Origin of the sequence: Mycobacterium cookii (assembly GCF_010727945.1) — a bacterium.
In the GTDB taxonomy this organism is placed as follows: Bacteria; Actinomycetota; Actinomycetes; order Mycobacteriales; family Mycobacteriaceae; genus Mycobacterium; species Mycobacterium cookii.
Genome location: NZ_AP022569.1, coordinates 3,006,294 through 3,024,963, shown reverse-complemented (window position 1 = coordinate 3,024,963; position 18,670 = coordinate 3,006,294). Strand labels below are relative to the sequence as shown.

19 protein-coding genes, 1 tRNA gene and 1 pseudogene are annotated in these 18,670 nt (G+C 66.3%); 10 read left to right on the top strand and 11 right to left on the bottom strand.

The annotated features are described in order from the left end of the window. Positions 1–3 precede the first annotated feature (3 nt). Positions 4–741, bottom strand: a pseudogene (locus tag G6N27_RS14375) (RDD family protein); the annotation flags it as partial. 32 nt (positions 742–773) lie between these two features. Between G6N27_RS14375 and G6N27_RS14370 the strand changes: the two are divergent. Continuing rightward, positions 774–1,766 (top strand): stage II sporulation protein M, encoded by a 993-nt coding sequence (locus tag G6N27_RS14370; RefSeq protein WP_163776933.1) that lies wholly within the window; start codon positions 774–776, stop codon positions 1,764–1,766. A gap of 1 nt (position 1,767) precedes the next feature. On the opposite strand, the gene G6N27_RS14365 is transcribed toward G6N27_RS14370, so the two are convergent. From G6N27_RS14365 to G6N27_RS14345, 5 genes are read right to left on the bottom strand one after another with little or no spacing between them, the layout of a single operon-like run. Then, on the bottom strand, positions 1,768–3,090 hold the full coding sequence (locus G6N27_RS14365) for a DUF58 domain-containing protein (protein WP_163776932.1): 1,323 nt from the start codon (positions 3,088–3,090) through the stop codon (positions 1,768–1,770). Then, positions 3,090–4,049: an AAA family ATPase gene (locus G6N27_RS14360; protein WP_163776931.1), complete on the bottom strand. Its 960-nt coding sequence runs from the start codon at positions 4,047–4,049 to the stop codon at positions 3,090–3,092. Before G6N27_RS14360 ends, G6N27_RS14365 begins: the two co-directional genes overlap by 1 nt. Then, entirely contained in the window at positions 4,046–5,176 is a 1,131-nt protein-coding gene (locus G6N27_RS14355; RefSeq protein ID WP_163776930.1) for a DUF4350 domain-containing protein, read from the bottom strand. Before G6N27_RS14355 ends, G6N27_RS14360 begins: the two co-directional genes overlap by 4 nt. Beyond that, a complete protein-coding gene (locus tag G6N27_RS14350) occupies positions 5,173–5,826 on the bottom strand; it encodes a DUF4129 domain-containing protein (protein WP_163776929.1) in 654 nt (217 codons plus the stop codon). Before G6N27_RS14350 ends, G6N27_RS14355 begins: the two co-directional genes overlap by 4 nt. A 12-nt stretch (positions 5,827–5,838) precedes the next feature. After that, positions 5,839–6,990, bottom strand: a complete 1,152-nt coding sequence (locus G6N27_RS14345) for a hypothetical protein (RefSeq protein WP_232064582.1) — start codon at positions 6,988–6,990, stop codon at positions 5,839–5,841. Positions 6,991–7,119: 129 nt separating this feature from the next. On the opposite strand from G6N27_RS14345, the gene G6N27_RS14340 reads away from it, so the two are divergent. The 5 genes from G6N27_RS14340 to G6N27_RS14320 all read left to right on the top strand — a co-directional run bounded on the left by G6N27_RS14340 (position 7,120) and on the right by G6N27_RS14320 (position 10,233). Continuing rightward, positions 7,120–7,584, top strand: a complete 465-nt coding sequence (locus tag G6N27_RS14340) for a GatB/YqeY domain-containing protein (protein ID WP_163776928.1) — start codon at positions 7,120–7,122, stop codon at positions 7,582–7,584. Positions 7,585–7,624: 40 nt separating this feature from the next. After that, a complete protein-coding gene (locus G6N27_RS14335) occupies positions 7,625–8,626 on the top strand; it encodes an LLM class F420-dependent oxidoreductase (protein ID WP_163776927.1) in 1,002 nt (333 codons plus the stop codon). A gap of 12 nt (positions 8,627–8,638) precedes the next feature. After that, positions 8,639–9,196: a type 1 glutamine amidotransferase domain-containing protein gene (locus tag G6N27_RS14330; RefSeq protein ID WP_163776926.1), complete on the top strand. Its 558-nt coding sequence runs from the start codon at positions 8,639–8,641 to the stop codon at positions 9,194–9,196. 99 nt (positions 9,197–9,295) lie between these two features. After that, positions 9,296–9,991, top strand: a complete 696-nt coding sequence (locus G6N27_RS14325) for a HemK2/MTQ2 family protein methyltransferase (RefSeq protein WP_372513015.1) — start codon at positions 9,296–9,298, stop codon at positions 9,989–9,991. Further along, positions 9,988–10,233 (top strand): CDGSH iron-sulfur domain-containing protein, encoded by a 246-nt coding sequence (locus G6N27_RS14320; protein ID WP_372513014.1) that lies wholly within the window; start codon positions 9,988–9,990, stop codon positions 10,231–10,233. The genes G6N27_RS14325 and G6N27_RS14320 overlap by 4 nt, the downstream gene beginning before the upstream one ends. Here the strand turns inward: G6N27_RS14320 and G6N27_RS14315 are convergent. Next, a complete protein-coding gene (locus G6N27_RS14315) occupies positions 10,213–11,172 on the bottom strand; it encodes an iron-containing redox enzyme family protein (RefSeq protein ID WP_163781798.1) in 960 nt (319 codons plus the stop codon). The two genes, G6N27_RS14320 and G6N27_RS14315, sit on opposite strands and share 21 nt — an antisense overlap. Positions 11,173–11,261: 89 nt before the next feature. Further along, positions 11,262–12,071, bottom strand: coding sequence for an SDR family NAD(P)-dependent oxidoreductase (locus G6N27_RS14310; protein ID WP_163776925.1), 810 nt, complete (start codon positions 12,069–12,071; stop codon positions 11,262–11,264). 345 nt (positions 12,072–12,416) lie between these two features. Here G6N27_RS14310 and G6N27_RS14305 point away from each other — a divergent pair, with 345 nt between their 5' ends. After that, positions 12,417–13,196, top strand: a complete 780-nt coding sequence (locus tag G6N27_RS14305) for a hypothetical protein (protein WP_163776924.1) — start codon at positions 12,417–12,419, stop codon at positions 13,194–13,196. Positions 13,197–13,279: 83 nt separating this feature from the next. Then, positions 13,280–13,972: an SDR family oxidoreductase gene (locus tag G6N27_RS14300; protein WP_163776923.1), complete on the top strand. Its 693-nt coding sequence runs from the start codon at positions 13,280–13,282 to the stop codon at positions 13,970–13,972. 49 nt (positions 13,973–14,021) lie between these two features. Here the strand turns inward: G6N27_RS14300 and G6N27_RS14295 are convergent. Beyond that, positions 14,022–14,095 (bottom strand) — tRNA-Pro (locus G6N27_RS14295). Positions 14,096–14,272: 177 nt separating this feature from the next. On the opposite strand from G6N27_RS14295, the gene G6N27_RS14290 reads away from it, so the two are divergent. Continuing rightward, positions 14,273–14,443 carry a hypothetical protein gene (locus G6N27_RS14290; protein WP_163776922.1) on the top strand — a complete coding sequence of 57 codons (171 nt, stop codon included), beginning with the start codon at positions 14,273–14,275 and terminating at the stop codon, positions 14,441–14,443. A 7-nt stretch (positions 14,444–14,450) separates the two neighbouring features. On the opposite strand, the gene G6N27_RS14285 is transcribed toward G6N27_RS14290, so the two are convergent. Together G6N27_RS14285 and ponA2 are read right to left on the bottom strand one after the other, a co-directional pair. Next, positions 14,451–15,524, bottom strand: coding sequence for a metallophosphoesterase (locus G6N27_RS14285; RefSeq protein WP_163776921.1), 1,074 nt, complete (start codon positions 15,522–15,524; stop codon positions 14,451–14,453). A gap of 57 nt (positions 15,525–15,581) precedes the next feature. Then, positions 15,582–17,996 (bottom strand): transglycosylase/D,D-transpeptidase PonA2, encoded by a 2,415-nt coding sequence (gene ponA2, locus G6N27_RS14280; protein WP_163776920.1) that lies wholly within the window; start codon positions 17,994–17,996, stop codon positions 15,582–15,584. Between the two features lie 328 nt (positions 17,997–18,324). Here ponA2 and G6N27_RS14275 point away from each other — a divergent pair, with 328 nt between their 5' ends. Continuing rightward, positions 18,325–18,663, top strand: a complete 339-nt coding sequence (locus tag G6N27_RS14275) for a WhiB family transcriptional regulator (RefSeq protein ID WP_372513022.1) — start codon at positions 18,325–18,327, stop codon at positions 18,661–18,663. The last annotated feature ends 7 nt before the right edge of the window (positions 18,664–18,670 follow it).

Genomic DNA, 18,670 nt, shown 5'->3' with positions numbered 1-18,670 from the left:
CCACGGTCGCAATCGGGCGAGTTCTCGGCGGTGTCGTTCAGCCAGCACCGCGGCGAGCGCGAGTTGCGGCGGAGTGCCGGGTGGTGGTGGCGGAGCCACCCTGCTCAGCACGTCGCCGGCGATCCGATACGCCATCTGCTCGCGCACCCTGGGGTCGAGTTGCCTTGCCCGCGAGAGGAACTGGCGCGCAACCTCAGCCTGGTCGGCACTGAGCCCGGACAGCTGAAGCGAGGCCGCCCACCAGGCCAGGTGTGGCGGCATGATCGGCGGCGGACCCAGCTTCGGGCCACGTTCGCTGATCACCACTGTGCCGGCGAAGATGTCGCCGAGCCGTTTCGCTCTCGGCGAGAGCATGCTGCAGATGACCGCCGGGCTGCCCAATAGCGACCAGATCTCCACGACGGACGCCAGCGCGCGAAACAGCGCCTGGCGGAAGCGCTCCGGACCGCCGTCGTCCGACACCACGCGCAAGCCCATCGCCATCTTTCCCAGTGTCCGGCCGCGGGTGGCCGTCTCGAAAATCAACGGGTATCCGACCAGCACCAGCACGGTGAAGATGACCATGATCGCCGCGCTTGCGGCCGAATCGAACTGGCTCAGTGTGGCGGCCCACAACACCAGCGAGATCACGTAGCCGACGAGGATCACGGCGATGTCGATCAGGGCACTGACGGCGCGGACCGGCAACTGGGCGATGCGCACGTCGAGCAGCACGGCGTCCCCGGTCACCACCTCCGACATGATCCGAACGCTACCCGGCTAGCCTTGCGGGGGTGGATGTCGACGCGTTCGTGCTCACCCACCGCGACACCTGGGATCGCCTCGATCAATTGGTGAAAAATCGCCGTCGGCTGACCGGCGCCGAGGTCGACGAACTCGTCGAGCTCTACCAACGGGTATCGACGCACCTGTCGACGCTGCGCTCCGGGTCCTCCGACTCCGCGCTGGTCGGCCGCCTCTCGAGCCTGGTCGCTCGCGCCCGAGCCGCGGTCACCGGTGCCCACGCGCCGCTGTCGAAGGAGTTCACCCGGTTCTGGACGGTGTCCTTCCCGGTTGTGGCCTACCGGGCCTGGCGGTGGTGGCTGGCGACGGCGGTGGTGTTCTTCGCCGTCACGGCCGTGGTCGCGATGTGGGTCGCGGGCAGCCCGGAAGTGCAGTCCAGCATCGGAACACCAAGCGAGCTAAGCGAATTGGTCAACCACGACTTCGCCTCGTATTACAGCGAGCATTCGGCGGCCGCGTTCGGGTTGCACGTGTGGGTGAACAATTCCTGGGTTGCTGCCAAGTGCATCGCCTTCTCGGTGCTGCTGGGTGTCCCGATTCCGTTCGTGTTGTTCGCGAATGCCGCCAACCTCGGCGTGGTGTCCGGTCTGATGATCTCGGTCGGCAAAAGTGATGTGCTGCTGGGTCTGCTTATTCCGCACGGCCTCCTGGAGATGACTGCGGTGTTCCTGGCGGGCGCTGTCGGGATGCGGCTGGGCTGGGCGGTGGTCGCACCGGGTGACCGCCCGCGCGGGCAGGTGCTGGCCGAGCAGGGTCGCGCGGTCGTCTCGGTCGCCGTGGGTTTGATCGTGGTGCTGCTGGTGTCCGGTGTCATCGAGGCGTTCGTCACGCCGTCACCGCTACCGACGTTTCTGCGGATCGGTATCGGAATCTTGGCTGAGGCCGGCTTCTTGGCCTACGTCGGATACTTCGGCCGCCGTGCCGTCCGGGCGGGCGACACTGGGGACATCGCCGACGCACCCGACGTCGTGCCGACCCGGTGAGCTACAACCGCCCGCTGGCTTTCATGGCGAGGTAGCGGTCCGCCAACGCCGGCGCGAGCTCGGTGGGCGCCGCGTCGATCACCTCAACCCCGCTGTGGCGCAGCCGGGACGCGATGGCCCACCGGTCGTTTCGGGATCGCTCGGCCGCCGCCGCGTCATATACCGCGGCCGCATCGGAACGACCTGCGGCCATTTGGTCGACGCGCGGATCGGTGACCGCGGCGACGACCACCCGGTGCTTGGCCGACAGCTGGGGGAGCACCGGCAGTAGGCCCTCGTCGAGTGCGCTGGGGTTCAGTTCGGTCATCAGGACGACCAGCGCTCGGCGTCGGGTCCGCCGAAGAATCGCGGAAACCATTGCCGTGAAATCAGATTCGATGATCGACGGCGTCAGCGGCGCCATCGCCGCCACCAGCCGGCTCAGCAATTCGGTGCGGGAAGCGCCGAATACCCCGGCCCGGGTGACGCGGTCGTGGGCGAGGAAGTCGACGTGGTCGCCTGCCCGCGACGCCAGTGCGGCCAGCAGCAGGGCGGCGTCCATCGACCAGTCCAGCCGCGGCCAACCGCCCGGGTCGCTGACCGTCGGATCCACCCCGACACGCCCGGCGGCGGTGCGCCCGGTGTCGAGCACGATGACGACCCGACGGTCGCGTTCCGGCCGCCACGTCCGGACCACCACATCGGATCGGCGCGCCGTCGCACGCCAGTCGATCGAGCGGACGTCGTCGCCGACCACGTAATCGCGCAGCGAGTCGAATTCGGTGCCCTGGCCTCGCGTCAAAGTCGGTGAAACGCCGTCGATTTCGCGGAGCCTGGCCAGCCGGGACGGCAGGTGCTTACGGGACAGGAACGGCGGCAGCACCCGCACCAGGCCGGGCACTGGGCGCGAACGTTGCCGACCCGCCAGCCCGAGCGGACCGATCGAGCGGGCGGTGACGGCCGCCGACCGCTGATCGCCGCGGCGGACCGGTCGCAACCCGGTGTCGGCCCGGTGCATTCGACCGGCAGCGATGTCGACGGCATGTGCCGCCGGCTCGGCCTGCGCGCTGGGTGCCCAGGCATCGCGGATGAGTCCGCGAAATCGGCGCCAGCCGGCGTTGTGGATCAGCAGACCGAGACTGACCGGCTCACCGAGGCGAACGGAGTCGTTCGGTAACCGGTCGTATCGCAGCTGGGCCGGGTTGGCCGCCAACCCGATGTCGACGAGCACCGCCACCGCCAACACGGCCAGCAATGTCACGAAAGACTCTGCCGGCGTTGGTGATAACGCAATGGGCAGCACGCACAACAGGGCGAGCACACCGGTGCGCCCGGTCAGCACCACTACCGTGGCACCGGAACCGACGCGAGGATGCCATCGAGCACGGCATCGGTGGTGGCGCCTTCCAGCTCGGCTTCCGGGCGAAGCATAACGCGGTGCCGCAGCGTCGGACGGGCCATGGCTTTGACGTCGTCGGGCGTGACGTAGTTGCGGCCCGACAGCCATGACCACGCCCGCGCCGTGGCCAGCAAAGCGGTTGCGCCGCGCGGAGACACGCCGAGCTGCAGCGCAGGCGAGTGCCGGGTGGCGCCGACGATGTCGACGATGTAGCCGAGCACCTCGTCGGCCACCAGCACCCGACGGACCGCGTCACGGCCCGCGGCCAACTCGGCGGTTCCGGCGACCTGGCGGATCGCCGACAGGTCGCGCGGGTCGAAACCGTGCGCGTGCCGGCTCAGGATCGCGATCTCGGCGTCCCGGGGCGGCAGCGGCACCGTCAGCTTCAGCAGAAAACGGTCGAGCTGTGCTTCGGGCAGCTGGTACGTGCCCTCGTATTCGATCGGGTTCTGGGTGGCCGCGACGATGAACGGGTCTGGCAGCAATCTGGCTTCGCCGTCGACGCTGACTTGACGTTCCTCCATCGCCTCCAGCAGGGCGGCCTGGGTCTTCGGGGGCGTGCGGTTGATCTCGTCGGCCAGCAGCAGATTGGTGAACACCGGGCCGTTGCGGAAGACGAACGCGGCGGTGCGGGTGTCATAGACCAGCGATCCGGTGACGTCGCCGGGCATCAGGTCCGGGGTGAACTGAACTCGTTTGAACTCCAGCCGCAGTGCCGCGGCCAGCGACCGAACCAGCAGCGTCTTCGCCACGCCCGGAACGCCTTCGAGCAGGACGTGACCACGGCACAGCAGCGCGACCACCAGTCCGGTGATCGCCGCCTCTTGGCCGACGACGGCCTTGCCGATCTCGCCCCGCAGCGCCAGGAGCGCATTGCGGGCCGACTGCTCTGTCGGTTGGGTCATGGATGTGCGACCTGCCTTTCAATGTCATCGAGCGCGCGGGCGAGCTGTGTCAAGTCGGTGTCGGTGTTCGGCGGCGGACCAAAAAGTATGTGCTGCGGCATCTCTGGGCCCATGCCGCAGCGCTGAGCGACGGCAGTCGCTATGGTATGGGCCGGCGCGTCCGTGCCGAGTCCGAGCCTGGGCAACATCCGTTGCAGTGCTGCGGCCCGCAACGCCTGCGCGGCCCGGTCGCGGGCTCGGCGCGACCGGTACAGCCGCCCATGCCCTTCGACCGTTTCCGATGCCCGAACGACGACGGGCAATTGCTCGGCGACAAGCGGACCGATCCGGCGACCCTTCCACAGCGCGAGCAACAGCACCGTCAGCGCCAGTTGCAGCACGATCCAGGTGACATTGTCCGGAATCAGGTCGTAAAGCGTTGCCGAGCTGGATGATTGACCCTCAAGACGCTGCGGCGCGTACCACACCAGCCGGGGATGCTGGCCGGCCAGATTCATCGCCAGTGCGGCATTGCCGGCCCGCAACAAGCCCCCGTTGGTCATGAACTCGGCGCTGCCGACCACGGTTACCAGCCGCTCACCGTCCCGGTAGCGGACCAGGGCTCCGCCATAGCAACTGCTGATCGCCCTGTCGTCGACGGCGCGAAAAGTGTTGGCGGGACCGAAATCCACTGACCCCGCCTGGTTCGCCTCATGCAGCGTGCAATCCGGATCGGCATTCTGCGTGCGCGTGCCGGAATTGCGAATGCCCGGGGCGAGGGCGGCGCGGGCATGTGACGTCGGTTCCACCAGAAGGAGATCACCTGGGCTGTCGGCCAGTCGTTCGAGCAGCGACTGATCGGTGACGCGTTGGGTCTGGGCGAACAGTAGCAGCGCGCCCGGGCGGGCGGCGCTCTGCACGTCGTCGAGGTTGTGCGCGACGACGACGGTGACCCCGCGGTCGCGCAGCAGCGCGACCAACGCATGCGCGCCCTGCGGACCGGTCGACTCCGGATCCATCTGCCCGCCCTGGCGCGGCGCGGTGAAATACGTGCCCACGGCGGCGACAGCGCAGATCGCGATCAGCGCCAGCACTATCGACGCCCACGGTCGTCGTCGCACCGTTGTCGGCGCGTTTGCCACCGTCATCGGACCGCGGCCCACGGGTCGGCTGACGGTTGCCGGGCGGCGCCGAATTGACTCGGCGCCCAACGGAACCGCAGATGGTCATCGAGGTCGGCGATCGTCTGGTAAGCGGCGGGCGTGCCGGGGCTTTCGCCGTACGTCACGTCGTTGAACGAGTTGGCCGCTGCGGCCAACTCAGCGCCCAGTTGGGGTAGGTGTTCGGCGGCGTCACGGGCCAACTCATTGGCGGTCCGGCCGGGTGCGGGGTCCAAGATCTGGCTCTCCTCAAGCGCGCGGGCGACCGCACGCAACCGGTGCCGGATCGCCGCGGTCCAATTGCCCTCGTCGGCAAAGCGTTTCGCGACGGCACGATGCTCGGCGGCGCTGAGTTGACCGGTATCGAAGAGCTGATAGTCGCTGCCCTGGCGGGTGCGGATGGTGCGTCGCACGATGCGGACCGTGACGACGACCGCGACGATCAGCAGGGTCAGCAGCACACCGGCCGTGAACCACCCACCCGGAAGCGCGGCGCCCTGTTCCACGATCCGATAGAGCAACTCGTGAATCCATTCGTGGATGCGTTGCGGGATCGACCCTTTGGGATAGATCGGTTTGTCGAGTTCACGCTGCGCGGCGTCGTGCGCGGTGTCGCGGTCGACATCGATGGTGGGCATCGCGGCGTGTGCCTAAACCGGCCGCGTCAGCCAGAGGTAATCGATCGACCCGGCCGCGGCCGGGCCTGCGGCGGCACCGGACTGAAGGACCAGATCGAAAGCTTCAGAACGGATCCGGCGGTCGGTGTAGAGCAGGACGACCACTCCCGCGCTGAACGGGGCGGTGACGATCCGGCCGATCGCCGCTCCGACGGCCGCGACCGTCGCGGCGACGATCTCCGAACCGCCGGCAACGTGGCCGAGGAAGTTGAACGGGGTGGCGATTGCGCCGGCAACCAATGCAACCACCAGCCAGGTCAGCATCCGGATGCCGAGCACTCGCCAAAAACTGTTGCGTACCAGGGTGACTGACCTGGTCATCGAGTCGATCACCGGCAGCCGCTCGAGCACAATGATTACCGGAGCGAACGACAGCGCCGTGTACAGGTACACCACCCCCGCGGCCGACACCAGCACCAGCGGAAGGCCGATGATCACCGCGGCGGCAGCGTTGCCTGCGGCGGCGATCGCCCCGACAATCAGCCCCACCACCCCGGCCAGCAGTACCAGCCCGGCGCATTCCAGAGCCACCAACCCGATCAGCGCGGGCAGCCGCCCGCGGAGCCTCGCCCACGTCTCGCCGGCGGTGATCGTCGAGCCGAATATCGCGCGGCCGGCAACCACCGTGAGCATGCCCGTCAGCATGACCCCGGCCAGCCAGCCGACCACGCCGGTGAGCGCGGCCGAGAGCATCCAGGCGCCGACATCGCCGCCGGTGAGCTCGTCGGATGGGGCGGTGGTCATGCGGTTGGCCGCCGCCAACGGTCCGATTGCGGCGACCAGCGTGATGATCTGGGTGATGACGACGATGACGGCGGTCAGCCCCAGCGTGGCTTTCGGGTTGGCCCGGATGTAGACGGCAGCGCCGTTGAAGATGTCGCTGAGGCTCAGCGGCCGCAGCGGGATGATGCCCGGCGCGAAAGTTGGGCGAACCGGTGGCGGCGGTGCGCCGTAGCGCTGCTGAGGCGGGTACTGCGGATAACTCGGATACGGATAGGCATATGCGGGGCCGGGGTAGCTGGGCGGTGGATACGCGGCCGGTGGTGGATATGCGGGAGGGCCGTAACGGGGTGGCGGGTAGCCCCACTCCGGATAGTTCGGGTAGTCGTGCGGCGGCGTGCTCACCAGGTGGGGCCATTGTCGCCGGTGTGGACCATGGCTTCCATACTGTCGAGCACCCGGGCATTTCTCAACGTGCCGCGGTGTTTGCGGGCTTCGGCGTCTGACCGGGGTGTGGCGCGTAGCGTCTTCCCCATGGCGGAACTGAAATCCCGGTTGCGGGCAGATTTGACCGATGCGATGAAGGCGAAGGACAAGCTTCGTACCGCGACGCTGCGGCTGCTGCTGGCCGCGATCCAGACCGAGGAGGTCTCCGGTAAGGAGGCGCGCGAGCTAACCGACGACGACGTGCTCAAGGTGCTGGCCAGGGAGGCCCGAAAGCGCAGTGAGGCCGCGGAGATCTACACCCAGAACGGCCGTGGAGAGTTGGCGGCCGAGGAGCACGCCGAAGCACGGGTGATCGACGAGTACCTGCCGACTCCGCTCACCGAGGCGGAGGTCGCCGACGTCGTCGACACCGCGATCGCGCAGGTGGCCGAGGAGTTGGGGGAGAGTCCGGGCATGAAGCAGATGGGCCAGGTGATGAAGGCGGCCACCGCGATAGCGGCAGGCAAGGCGGACGGCGCGCGGCTGTCGGCGGCGGTCAAAGCGCGGCTCTAAAGCATTGTTTGCCTGAGCCAAGCACGGGTATCCGAAGTGGATGACACGCTTTGGATATACCCTGATGACCGAGCAGAGCAATCCCAAAGACCTTGTCCAGTATGCGATTTCGGCTGAGCGTCGGGGATTCGACTTCGAGGTCAGCAGCGACCACTTCTCGCCCTGGCTGACATCGCAAGGGCATGCGCCCAACGCCTGGACCATGCTGGGTGCGGTCGCGCAGGTCACCGACCATGTCGACCTCTATACCTACGTGACCTGTCCGACCATGCGCTATCACCCCGCGATCGTGGCTCAGCAGGCGGCGACCTTGCAGATCCTGGCCGACGGGCGTTTCACCTTGGGCCTGGGCAGCGGCGAGAACCTCAACGAGCACGTGGTCGGCAGAGGCTGGCCGGCCATCGCGCAGCGGCAGGACATGCTGCGCGAAGCCATCGACATCATTCGCGCCCTGTTCACCGGCGACCTGGTCGACTGGCGCGGCGACTACTACCAGGTGGATTCCGCGAGGCTGTGGGACGTCCCGGATGTTCCCGTTGGCATCGGAATCGCAGTTGGCGGGAAGAAGGCGATCGACAAGCTCGGCGTTCTGGCCGACCACCTGATCGCGGTGGAGCCGGACGGCGAGCTGGTGCGCGACTGGCACACCGTGCGGCAGGGCAACGGCATCGCCGGCGGTGGCCGGGTTGTCGGGCAGCTCCCGATCTGCTGGGACCCCGACCGCGATGCGGCGATCGCGCGCGCCCACGATCAGTTCCGCTGGTTCGGCGGCGGCTGGAGTGTCAACGCCGACCTGCCCACGCCGGCGGGTTTTGCGGGCGCGACCCAGTTCATCCGTCCCGAGGATGTCGCCGAAAGCATTCCGTGCGGACCGGACCTCGACGCGATCGTCGACGCGGTGCGCCCGTACTGGGAAGCGGGCTTCACCGACATCGCGCTGGTGCAGGTCGGCGGCGACAGCCAGGAACAATTTCTCAAGGAAGCCGCCGAACCGTTGTTGGACGCACTGCGGTCAGCGGCGCCGGGCGACATCACCACGTGATTGGACGAGAGCATGTCGAATTCATTGCAGGGCAGACGAGTTGCGATCCTCGCTGCCGACGGGGTGGAGAAGGTCGAACTCGAACAACCCCGCGCGGCCGTCACCGACAAGGGTGCGCGCGTATCGGTGCTCTCGCTGAAAGCCGGTGAGATCCAGGCACGTAACCACGATCTGGATCCGGCCGGAACTATCGACGTCGATCGGGTCGTTTCGGAGGCGTCGGTCGACGATTACGACGCGCTCGTGCTTCCCGGCGGCACCGTCAATCCGGACAAGCTGCGCCTGGACGACGCCGCGGTCTCCTTCGTGCGTGACTTCGTGAACTCCGGTAAGCCGGTTGCCGCGATCTGTCACGGCCCGTGGACCTTGGTGGAGGCGGACGTGGTGGTGGGACGGACCGTCACGTCGTATCCGAGTATCCGCACCGATCTGCGAAACGCCGGCGCCAACGTCGTCGACGAAGAAGTCGCCATCGATCACAACGTGATCACCAGCCGATCGCCGTCCGACCTTCCAGCGTTCTGCGCCGCGCTTGTCGCGCAACTCGAGCAAGCGTCCCTCGACGCCTGAACACTTCGCTGGCAAATCCGGTTTCGCTGCCTTGCATTCTGGGCATGAATGAGCTGAAGGCCGTGACCGCCACGGCGATCACGAGCTCGGAAGGTCGACGTGACGATCGCATACACCCCACCGTCGGCTTCGCTGAATGTCGAAGGTGTCTACCCCCCGCAACACGATTCGATGATGTTGATCGAGACGCTGGAGTGGACTGGATTAGCCGCGGGCCGACGGGTATTGGACTTGTGTACCGGCAGCGGCGTCGTCGCGATCGCCGCAGCCGCGATGGGGGCGGCCAGCGTGACGGCATTCGATATCTGCCCGCACGCGGTGCGGTGTTCGCGCGGAAACGCATTCGACGCCGGCGTCCACGTCGATGTGCGGGAAGGCTCGTGGACGGGTGCTTCGGACCACGGCCCTTTCGATCTGATCGTGTCCAATCCACCTTACGTACCGACGCCATCGGGCGGGGGTGACGTGATGTCGATCCCTCGATCGGCGGGCCCGGCATGGGCCTGGAATGCCGGTCTCGACGGCCGGACCGTGTTGGATCCGCTATGTGCCTCGGCGGCAAGCTTGTTGGCCGACGGCGGCTCGTTGCTGATGGTGCACTCGGCGCTGGCCGGCGTCGGGCGGTCGGTTCATCTCTTGCGGTCCAGCGGCTTTGACGCAGATGTCGTTGCCTCGCAGCGGATTCCCTTCGGGCCAGTGTTGTCGGCGCGGGCCGACTGGCTGGAGCGTACCGGGCAGATCGAACGCGGCTGCCGCACAGAGGAACTGGTGGTCATCCGGGCGGATAAGCCGTGACCACCCGGACGCGGGTGCAGGTCATACCCAATGGTCCGATACTGATAGCGGGCCCGGTGCGCATCGATACACCCAATGGTGACGTCGTCGAATCCGACCGGTTCATGGTTGCCGTCTGCACCTGCCGACGCAGCAAGAACTACCCGCTGTGCGACACCAGCCACCGACGCTGTCGCCCGGTCCGCGCTCGCTTGACCGATGATACTGCAAGTAAACAGAATTCAACTGAGCGGCCGCCTTAAGGACGACTCGCCGGCCTTCCAGGACGCCATCAGCGCATCGGCAAGACGATCTTCCACCGATGCATGAGCGCGGATGCCGAACACCACATCGCGGTCCAGGTGAGGCTCTCGTCTGACAAGATCGCCGACCACGTCGATGCGTACCACCTGCTCATGCACCGCGTCGGCCTCGACGTGCTCGCGGTAGAACGCAACACATTCCGGCGGTGCGCCCAGCCGTTGTAGTGCCTCGACCAGTCTGCGCGATCCTGGCGACGAGGTGATCTCTGTCGACGCGAAATGCCCTATGGCAGAACCGCGGAACTGGCGGTGCAAGCCGAACAGTGACATCAAATTGACCACCGCCAACGACTCGGCGGGAACCACTTCGAGGTACGCCAGGTAGGTCGCGTCCAGGCCGGCGGCGGTCAACAGGTCGGCGAACAACTGCTGATGAACCTTCGGTCCGTGTCCGGCGCCGTACTCGTCGAATTCGACCGCGACGAAAGATGCTTTGGCCTGTCCGACCAACCGTGGGATCGCCCAGGCGTGCGGGTCGCCCTCCTTGAGGTGATATAGCGATCGGTGCACGAAGTATTCGCGCATCTGCTCCCACGTCCCGTTGTCACGCAACCAATAAGACGGTCCTGCACCGTCGCCGGATTCGATTGACAGGCTGGCCATTTCGGCTTCCGCAGTGTCGCTCGGCTCGATCGGGCCGACGTCGCGGCGAACTCCGGCGAGAAATGTACGCTCCAATTGCCCACGCAGATACAGCAATCCGGGATTCCACTCCCAGGTCGGGTCAACGCCGGCGAAGCCGCGATAATGCAACTCGTAGCACATGTAGAGGGCAAGATGCAGGTCGAGTCCGTACGGATCGGAGTCGCGAACCGAGGCGCCGATGCGGTTGAGCTGATCGCGCGGCGCCGGCTCGGTGAGGCTGCGTCGAACGGCCATCGATAGCGGCCCGTGCGCTGCGGGCAGCCGCGGTTCGATCGTCGTTCCCAGTTCAAGCACGCGGATGTGTACCCACGAATCAGTACCCGTCAAACGGGCCAGTCGCACCCGGTCAGCTCGACGGAGACGTCCCACAGCCGGCGAGCCATTGCGGCATCGCGGGCTTTCTTGCGCGGCGTGGTCACCTTCGGCTTGCCCCACTGGCTGAACCGTGGTGCCAGGTATGTGCCGTTCGGCAGTTCGGTGGTGACCGCTTGAATGCTGGCTCGCGCACCGGCCTGTGCGCCGTGCGCCGGCCAACCGCGGAAGGTGTGGTCGCGGATCCACGGCACCACGCCGGTGGCGTCTCGGGTGATGTCGGTGTTCGTGGCGCCGGGATCAGTCATGTAGGCCCGCACGCTGCGGCGGACCAATGAGTGGTTGAACAGCATGACGGCCAATTTGGACTCGCCGTACGCCGCCCACTTCGAGTAAGTGCGATGGTGCCAATTCAAGTCGTCGATGTGCAGGTGGCTCATCGCATAGGCCGCGCTGACGACGGAGATCACCCGGTTCCTGATGCGGTCGCCGAGCAGACACGTCAACGCGAAGTGCCCGAGGTAGTTGATGCCCATGTGGGACTCGAAGCCATCAGCCGTACGGGTCAGCGGCAAGCCCAGCACGCCGGCGTTGTTGATCAGCACGTCGACGCTTTTTACCGAGTCGGCGAACTTGCGGACGCTGGAGAGATCGGCCAGGTCGAGGTGTGCGACCGCCACGTCGCCGGACATCGCTGCGGCGGCCCGTTCGGCTTTCGGAATCGTGCGGCAAGCGATCACGACGCTATGGCCGTCGGCCGCCAATGCGGCGGCGGTCGCTTCCCCGACGCCGCTGTTGCCGCCCGTGACGATGATTTCCACTCGGTGATCATCCGATGTTTCGCTTCGTCGCGCAGAGGGTTTTTACCTAGCGACCGGTCAGCTGTGAGCGAGTCGATGTGAGCGAATTTCACTCATTTTCACGCGCGACAGCGAACGTGCGCGCCATAATGATGCGTTCGGTGGGGGCTTTTCAGTTAGTCACGTTTGTGCAAATCAGGGGGTTGAAGCGCGCGTGAACAGCATATGTCGACCGACTCACGGGGCGCTGTATCCGAACGATGAGCAAATCTTTGGCATTTTGGAAACTTCAAGATCACGGCCGGTGTACGCTTCCGTGATTCAGCAGCTGTTGGACGTGCGTAGCACAACAGTTAGGGGGCTCACATGGTGACACAGCGTCGTCTTCTTTCAACGGTTGCAGCGGCCGTCGGCGGACTGGCCGCCGCCGCATACCTCCCCGTCGCCTTCGCCCACGCGGATGACTGCAGCCACTACGAATGCACGCTGGTGTCCGGCGGACACCCGACCGACGTGCTGTACCAGGGCTTTCGGCCGTTCTTCGCGGACTGGAAGGACACCCAACCGGTCAACGTCGACGTGACCCAGAATGGTGTGACGACCATTGCGGGAAGTTACAACGTCAGCGAGCAGGACTACGAGAACCAATTCCTCGACCAGGCGATCTACAAATTCGGCAACTTCACCCCGGCCGCGGACAACCTCACCGGCATCAATTCCGACAACTTGGCCGGGACGCAGGTGTACGACTTCTGGACCGGGCCGTTCGGCACAGACGCCGCGGGCGACCCGACCTACGGCTTCAATAACCTGAACATCTTCTACGGCAACGGTGCACACACCGAGATCACCACCGTGTCAGGCTCATACACGAACTACCTGATCGGCGATGGGCATGCCACGGGCGACTGGATCGTCTACGCGGGCTCGTCGACTCCGCACATGGTGTGGGATTCGCTGCCCAGCTCCGAGTTCCCGACGACGTACATCACCGACCTGTTTCAGAACGTCCTGCCCCCGGACGACTGGTTCCCGTTGGGTAACGCCGACTTGGGCGCTTCCGCGGCGGCCAGTGTCGTCACCGAACTGGGCAGCCTGTTCGATCCCGGAGCCGCCGCGGGCGCGGCGAGCAGTTTGATTCCCTGACCGGAATTCGGCGGCTGTCGCGGGGCCGCCGTCGGAACTAGGATCTCAGGCGCTGGTGTCGGTTAGTCCCCAGAGGAACAGCCATGAAGATCGTGGTGATCGGCGGCTCGGGTCTGCTCGGGTCGAAAGTCGTGCAGAGGCTCAAAGACGGCGGGCATGAGGCAGTGCCGGCCTCACCGAGATCCGGCGTCAACTCCGTTACTGGCGAAGGCCTTCTGGAAGCCCTGTCCGGTGCCGACGTCCTCGTCGATGCATCCAACGCGCCCTCGTTCGACGACGACCCGGCGATGGCGTTCTTCACGAACTCGACGATGAACTTGATCGTCGCCGCCAAGGCGTCCGACATCGGCCACTACGTCGCGATGTCGATCGTGGGCTGCGATCAGTTGCCGGAAAGCGGCTACCTGCGGGCGAAGGTCGCTCAGGAGAAACTCGTCGAGCAAGGGACGATTCCGTACACGATCGTGCGCGCGACGCAGTTCGCGGAATTCACCGATGCGATCACCGCGTCGCTGACCGTCGGCAACGAGGTGCGCGTGCCGGACGCGCTGATCCAGCCCATCGCAACCCAGGACCTTGCCGACGAGGTCGCCCTGGTGGCCGAGGCGCAGCCGATCAACGGCATCGTCAACATCGGCGGGCCCGAGAAGATCTCGTTCGAGCAGATGGCCGGCGAGTCCCTGGCCAGGCAGGGTGAATCCAAAGTCGTCGTGGTGGATCCGCAGGCCACCTACTTCGGTACGCCGCTGTCGTCGGGCAGCCTGGTGGTTCCGTAAACCTGCGTCGCCAGCCTTACGGCTGGATTTCGTACTGCTGCAACATGAGTCGGGGTGGCGGGATTCGAACCCACGACCTCTTCGTCCCGAACGAAGCGCGCTACCAAGCTGCGCCACACCCCGCGTGAAGCCACGACAGCGTATCGCACCGACCCGGTAAGCGGCGAAACGGCACTGCCGTGCTGCGCAGATCACACCTGCTGCGACGTTTGTGCCGTCAACCGGCGTGGAATAACCGGGATCTTCGCGCCATTAAATATGCTGATCAACAAGCAACTCTGCAAGGGAAGCGAGCAAATCATGACGGTGTTAGGCGCCGTGGTGTTCGGCGGATTCCTGGCTCTCGGGGTGCTGTGGTTGCTGGTGACCGCCTCTGGTGGCGAGGTCGATCAGGCGTGGGCGGAACCGTCATTCGGTGCGCCCGACGGCGTGACCGATTCCCGGGTTTTGACCCAGTCGTCGTACAGCTAGCCCGCGCTCAGCGCGCCGAATAAGTGGGCTGCGACCGTCCCTGAATGCGCTGCGGGTCGCGACCACCGGTCGGTGCCGCAATCAACGTCAGCAATGTGGCTTCGGGCCGGCAGCAGAAACGCACCGGAGCGAACGGCGACGTGCCGATTCCGGCGGAGACGTGCAATTGCATGTGCGTCCCCCAGCGTGACGGGCCCTTGGCCCGGGACCGGTCCAGACCGGAGTTGGTCACCAGCGCGCCGTAGAACGGAAGGCACAACTGCCCGCCGTGGGTGTGACCCGCCATCACCAGCTGGTACCCGTCGGCGGCGAAGCGGTCCAGCACCCTCGGCTCCGGCGAATGGGTCAGGCCCAGCCGCAGGTTGGCCGCCGGGCTGGCCGGCCCGGCGATCGCGTCGTAGCGATCCCGCGCGATGTGCGGATCGTCGACACCGGCGGCGGCGATGTGCAGGCCCGCCACCTCGAACTCGCGGCGGTTGTGGGTCAGGTCCAGCCAACCGCGCTCGGTGAACGCCGCCCGCAGGTCCTGCCAGGGCAGGGGCTTCCCGTGCACTCGGTGATCCGGGTCGGTCAGGTAATTCAGCGGGTTCTTCGGTCGTGGCCCGAAGTAGTCGTTGCTGCCGAACACGAAAATGCCCGGCACCGAGAGCAGGTCGCCGAGGCTCTGCACGACAGACGGCACCGCTTTGGGGTGGGCCAGGTTGTCGCCGGTGTTGACCACCAGGTCCGGCTCGAGCCCTGCGAGTTCACGCAGCCACTCCTGCTTGCGGCGCTGCCCGGGGCGCATGTGCAGGTCGCTGAGGTGCAGCACCCGCAGCGGCGACGAGCCGGGCGTCAGCACCGGCATGGTCAGCTCGCGTAAGGCGAAGGCATTGCGCTCGATGATCGAGGCGTAACCGATGCCGGCGACCGCCGATCCGAGTGCGACGGCGCCGGTACTTTTCAGAGCGCGAACGGCAGCGGTCCGACGACGATGCGGGTCGGGACGGTCCGAGGAGAAGTCGGACAATCGGGCGGTCCGACGACGATGCGGGCCGGAACGGTCCGAGGAGAAGTCGGACAATCGGGCGACGAAAGGCATGAAGGCCAGGATACTGCGGCCGGCCGAATGGGTGCGCGTCACACACCAGCCGACGCGCTACGGAGGTGGTGGGGCCAGGATCGGAATGGTGATCGGCGGGAGGCCCGGGATCTCGATCACCTGCGAACCTACCGGCGGCGGGGCCCCGATGCCTTCGGGCGGCGGAGGCGGAGCAGGCGGGATGCCGTTACTGGTCTGGATCGTGATGACCGCGCCCGGGATCGTCTGGCCGTTGGGTGTGGTGCCGACCACCTCGCCGTACTTCGCACTGCTGTTGACCGACATGGGCTGGTCGGCGACCTGGAACCCGACATCCTTCAAGCGCTGCCGCGCGGCATCGACGTCGAGACCGGCGACGCTGGGCACCCTGGAACCGGGGCCGCCTTCGACATATTCCGGCGAGGTCGGCGGTAGGTGGATATCGCCGAAGAGCGTGGCGATCGGCTTCATCGCGGTGAACCAGGTGCGCGCGGGTTCGTTGCCGCCGTAGAGGTTGCCGTCGCCGCAGCGCCGCAACGGCGACGAGCACAGATCCGACGGCGACGTGGAGTCGTCGTAGATGTAGTTGGCCGCGGCGTACTGGTTGGTAAAGCCGACAAAGCCCGACGAGCGGTGCGCCTCGGTGGTGCCGGTCTTTCCCGAGACCGGCAGGTTCCATCCGGCCGCACCGGCGGAGCCCGCCGCGGTACCGCTGCCCAGCGCGTCCTTGCTCATCGCGTTGGCCAGAGTGTTGGCGAGGCCTTCCGGCACCACCTGGTCGCATGCCTCGGTGGTGACGGACACCGCGTTGCCGTTGCGGTCGATGAGCTTGTCGACGGGGTTGGGCGGGCACCACGTGCCGCCGGAGGCCAACGTCGCCGCGACGTTCGACAGTTCCAGCGCGTTCAGCGCGAACGGCCCCAGCGTGAACGACCCGAGGTTCTGCCGCTTGATGAAGTCGGCCAGGCTTTCGTTGCTCTCCGGGTCGTAGTCGCGCGCGCTGCCCGGTTCGGCGTATGACCGCAGGCCGAGCTTGACGGCCATGTCGACCGCGCGCGGAACACCGATCAGCTGGATCAGCCGGGCGAACGCGGTGTTGGGGGAGGTGGCCAGCGCGTCGGTCACGCTCATCGACCCGCGGTAGTTACCGGCGTTGATGACACACCACTGCTCTTTGGGGCAGCCCTTGGCGCCACCATTTCCCATGCCCTTGGCCTGGAATCTGCCCGGCACCTCAAGGTTCGTGTTGATCCCCATGCCCATTTGCATCGCGGCCGCGGTGGTGAAGATCTTGAAGATCGATCCAGCCCCGTCGCCGACCAGAGAGAACGGTTGCGCCCGCATCGTCTCGCCGGCCTCGCTGTTGAGCCCGTAGGTGCGGTTGCTGGCCATCGCGACGACCTTGTGCGAGTTCTTGCCCGGCCTGATCACGCTCATCACACTGGCGATTCCCTCCAGCGTGGGGCTCGCGAAGGTGTCGATCGCATGCTTGACCGGCTCCTGCACCTCGGGGTCGAGGTTGGTCTTGATCAAATACCCGCCGCGGGCAAGCTGCTCTTTGCTGATCCCGGCGCGGGACAGGTAGGCCTGCACGTAGTCGCAAAAGAAGGCGCGGTCACCCGCTGCGATGCAGCCCCGCGGAAGTTCCTTGGGCTGCGGCAGGATCCCCAGCGGCTCGGCCTTGGCGGCGCGCAGCGCGTCGGCCTCGTTGGGCAGGTTCTCGATCATGGTGTCCAGCACCAGGTTTCGGCGGGCCAGCGCGCCGTCCGGGTTGACGTAGGGGTTCAGCGCACTGGTCGACTGGACCAACCCGGCCAGCAGCGCGGCCTGTTGCCAGTTCAGGTCGGACGCGTTGACGCCGAAGTACGTCTGCGCGGCGTCCTGCACACCGAACGCGTTGTTGCCGAAGGACACCAGGTTCAGGTAGCGGGTCAGGATCTCCGGCTTGGCGAAGGTCTTGTCCAGGGTGAGCGCCATCCGGATCTCGCGCAGCTTGCGGGCCGGCGTGGTCTCGATGGCCGCGCGCTTCTCGGCGTCGGTCTGCGCGATCACCAGCAGTTGGTAGTTCTTCACATACTGTTGCTCGATCGTCGAACCGCCGCGGGTATCGACGTCGCCGGACGCGTAGCCGGCCAGTCCGGTCAGGGTGCCTTTCCAGTCGACGCCGTTGTGCTCGGCGAACCGCTTGTCCTCGATCGAGACGATGGCCAGCTTCATCGTGTTGGCGATCTTGTCGGTCGGCACCTCGAAGCGGCGCTGATCGTAGAGCCACGCGATCGTGTCGCCCTTGGCGTCGACCATGGTCGTCACCGCCGGCACCTCACCCTCGAGGAGCTGAGCGGAGGCGTTGCCGACGACCTCGGAAGCACGGTTGGACATCAACCCGACGCCGCCGGCTACCGGGAACAGGAGCGCGGCGACGACCACGCTGGCGAGCAGACAGCACCCGGCGAGCTTGGCGATAGTGACCGCGGTCGCGGGTCGCTCTGACATGGCTAATACACTAGCGGCGCTTGATTTGGAATCTTCGCGAGTGGCGGGTCGGAACAGTTTCCGCCCCGAACCTGCCTCAGGTTTCTCTCAGTCGCAGCTCAGGCCGCTATTAGCCGCTTCGAACGTCGACTTCTGGTGCAATTTCATGATCGGACTGCACGGTCGTCCCAAAAATGTGGGTCTGGAACTGTTGCGCAATTGGTACCTGACCACGTAGCTTAGCCACACAATGAGATACAGGTAACACCGACACGGACAGTGTGGCGTAGGTCGCATCGGTGGAGCCGGTGGCAAGAGCGAAGGGGAATCGCTGGTGTCAGGAATAGGGATCGCGGCACAGAAAACCGCCGCAACACCGCTGAACGCAACCCTGTGCGGGGCCGACGCGGAGTCGAGAATCGCCTGGGTTTCCAAGGCGCTGTGCAGGGCCGCTGACCCTGACGAACTCTTTGTGCGGGGGGCCGCTCAACGTAAGGCCGCAGTGATCTGCCGGCACTGCCCGGTGATGCTGGAATGCGGAGCCGATGCACTGGACAACCGCGTCGAGTTCGGTGTCTGGGGCGGGATGACCGAGCGTCAGCGCCGGGCGCTGCTCAAGCAGCACCCCGAGGTGGTGTCCTGGGCGGAGTTCTTCAGCGCCCAGCGCAAGCACCGCAGCGTGGGCTAACGACGTA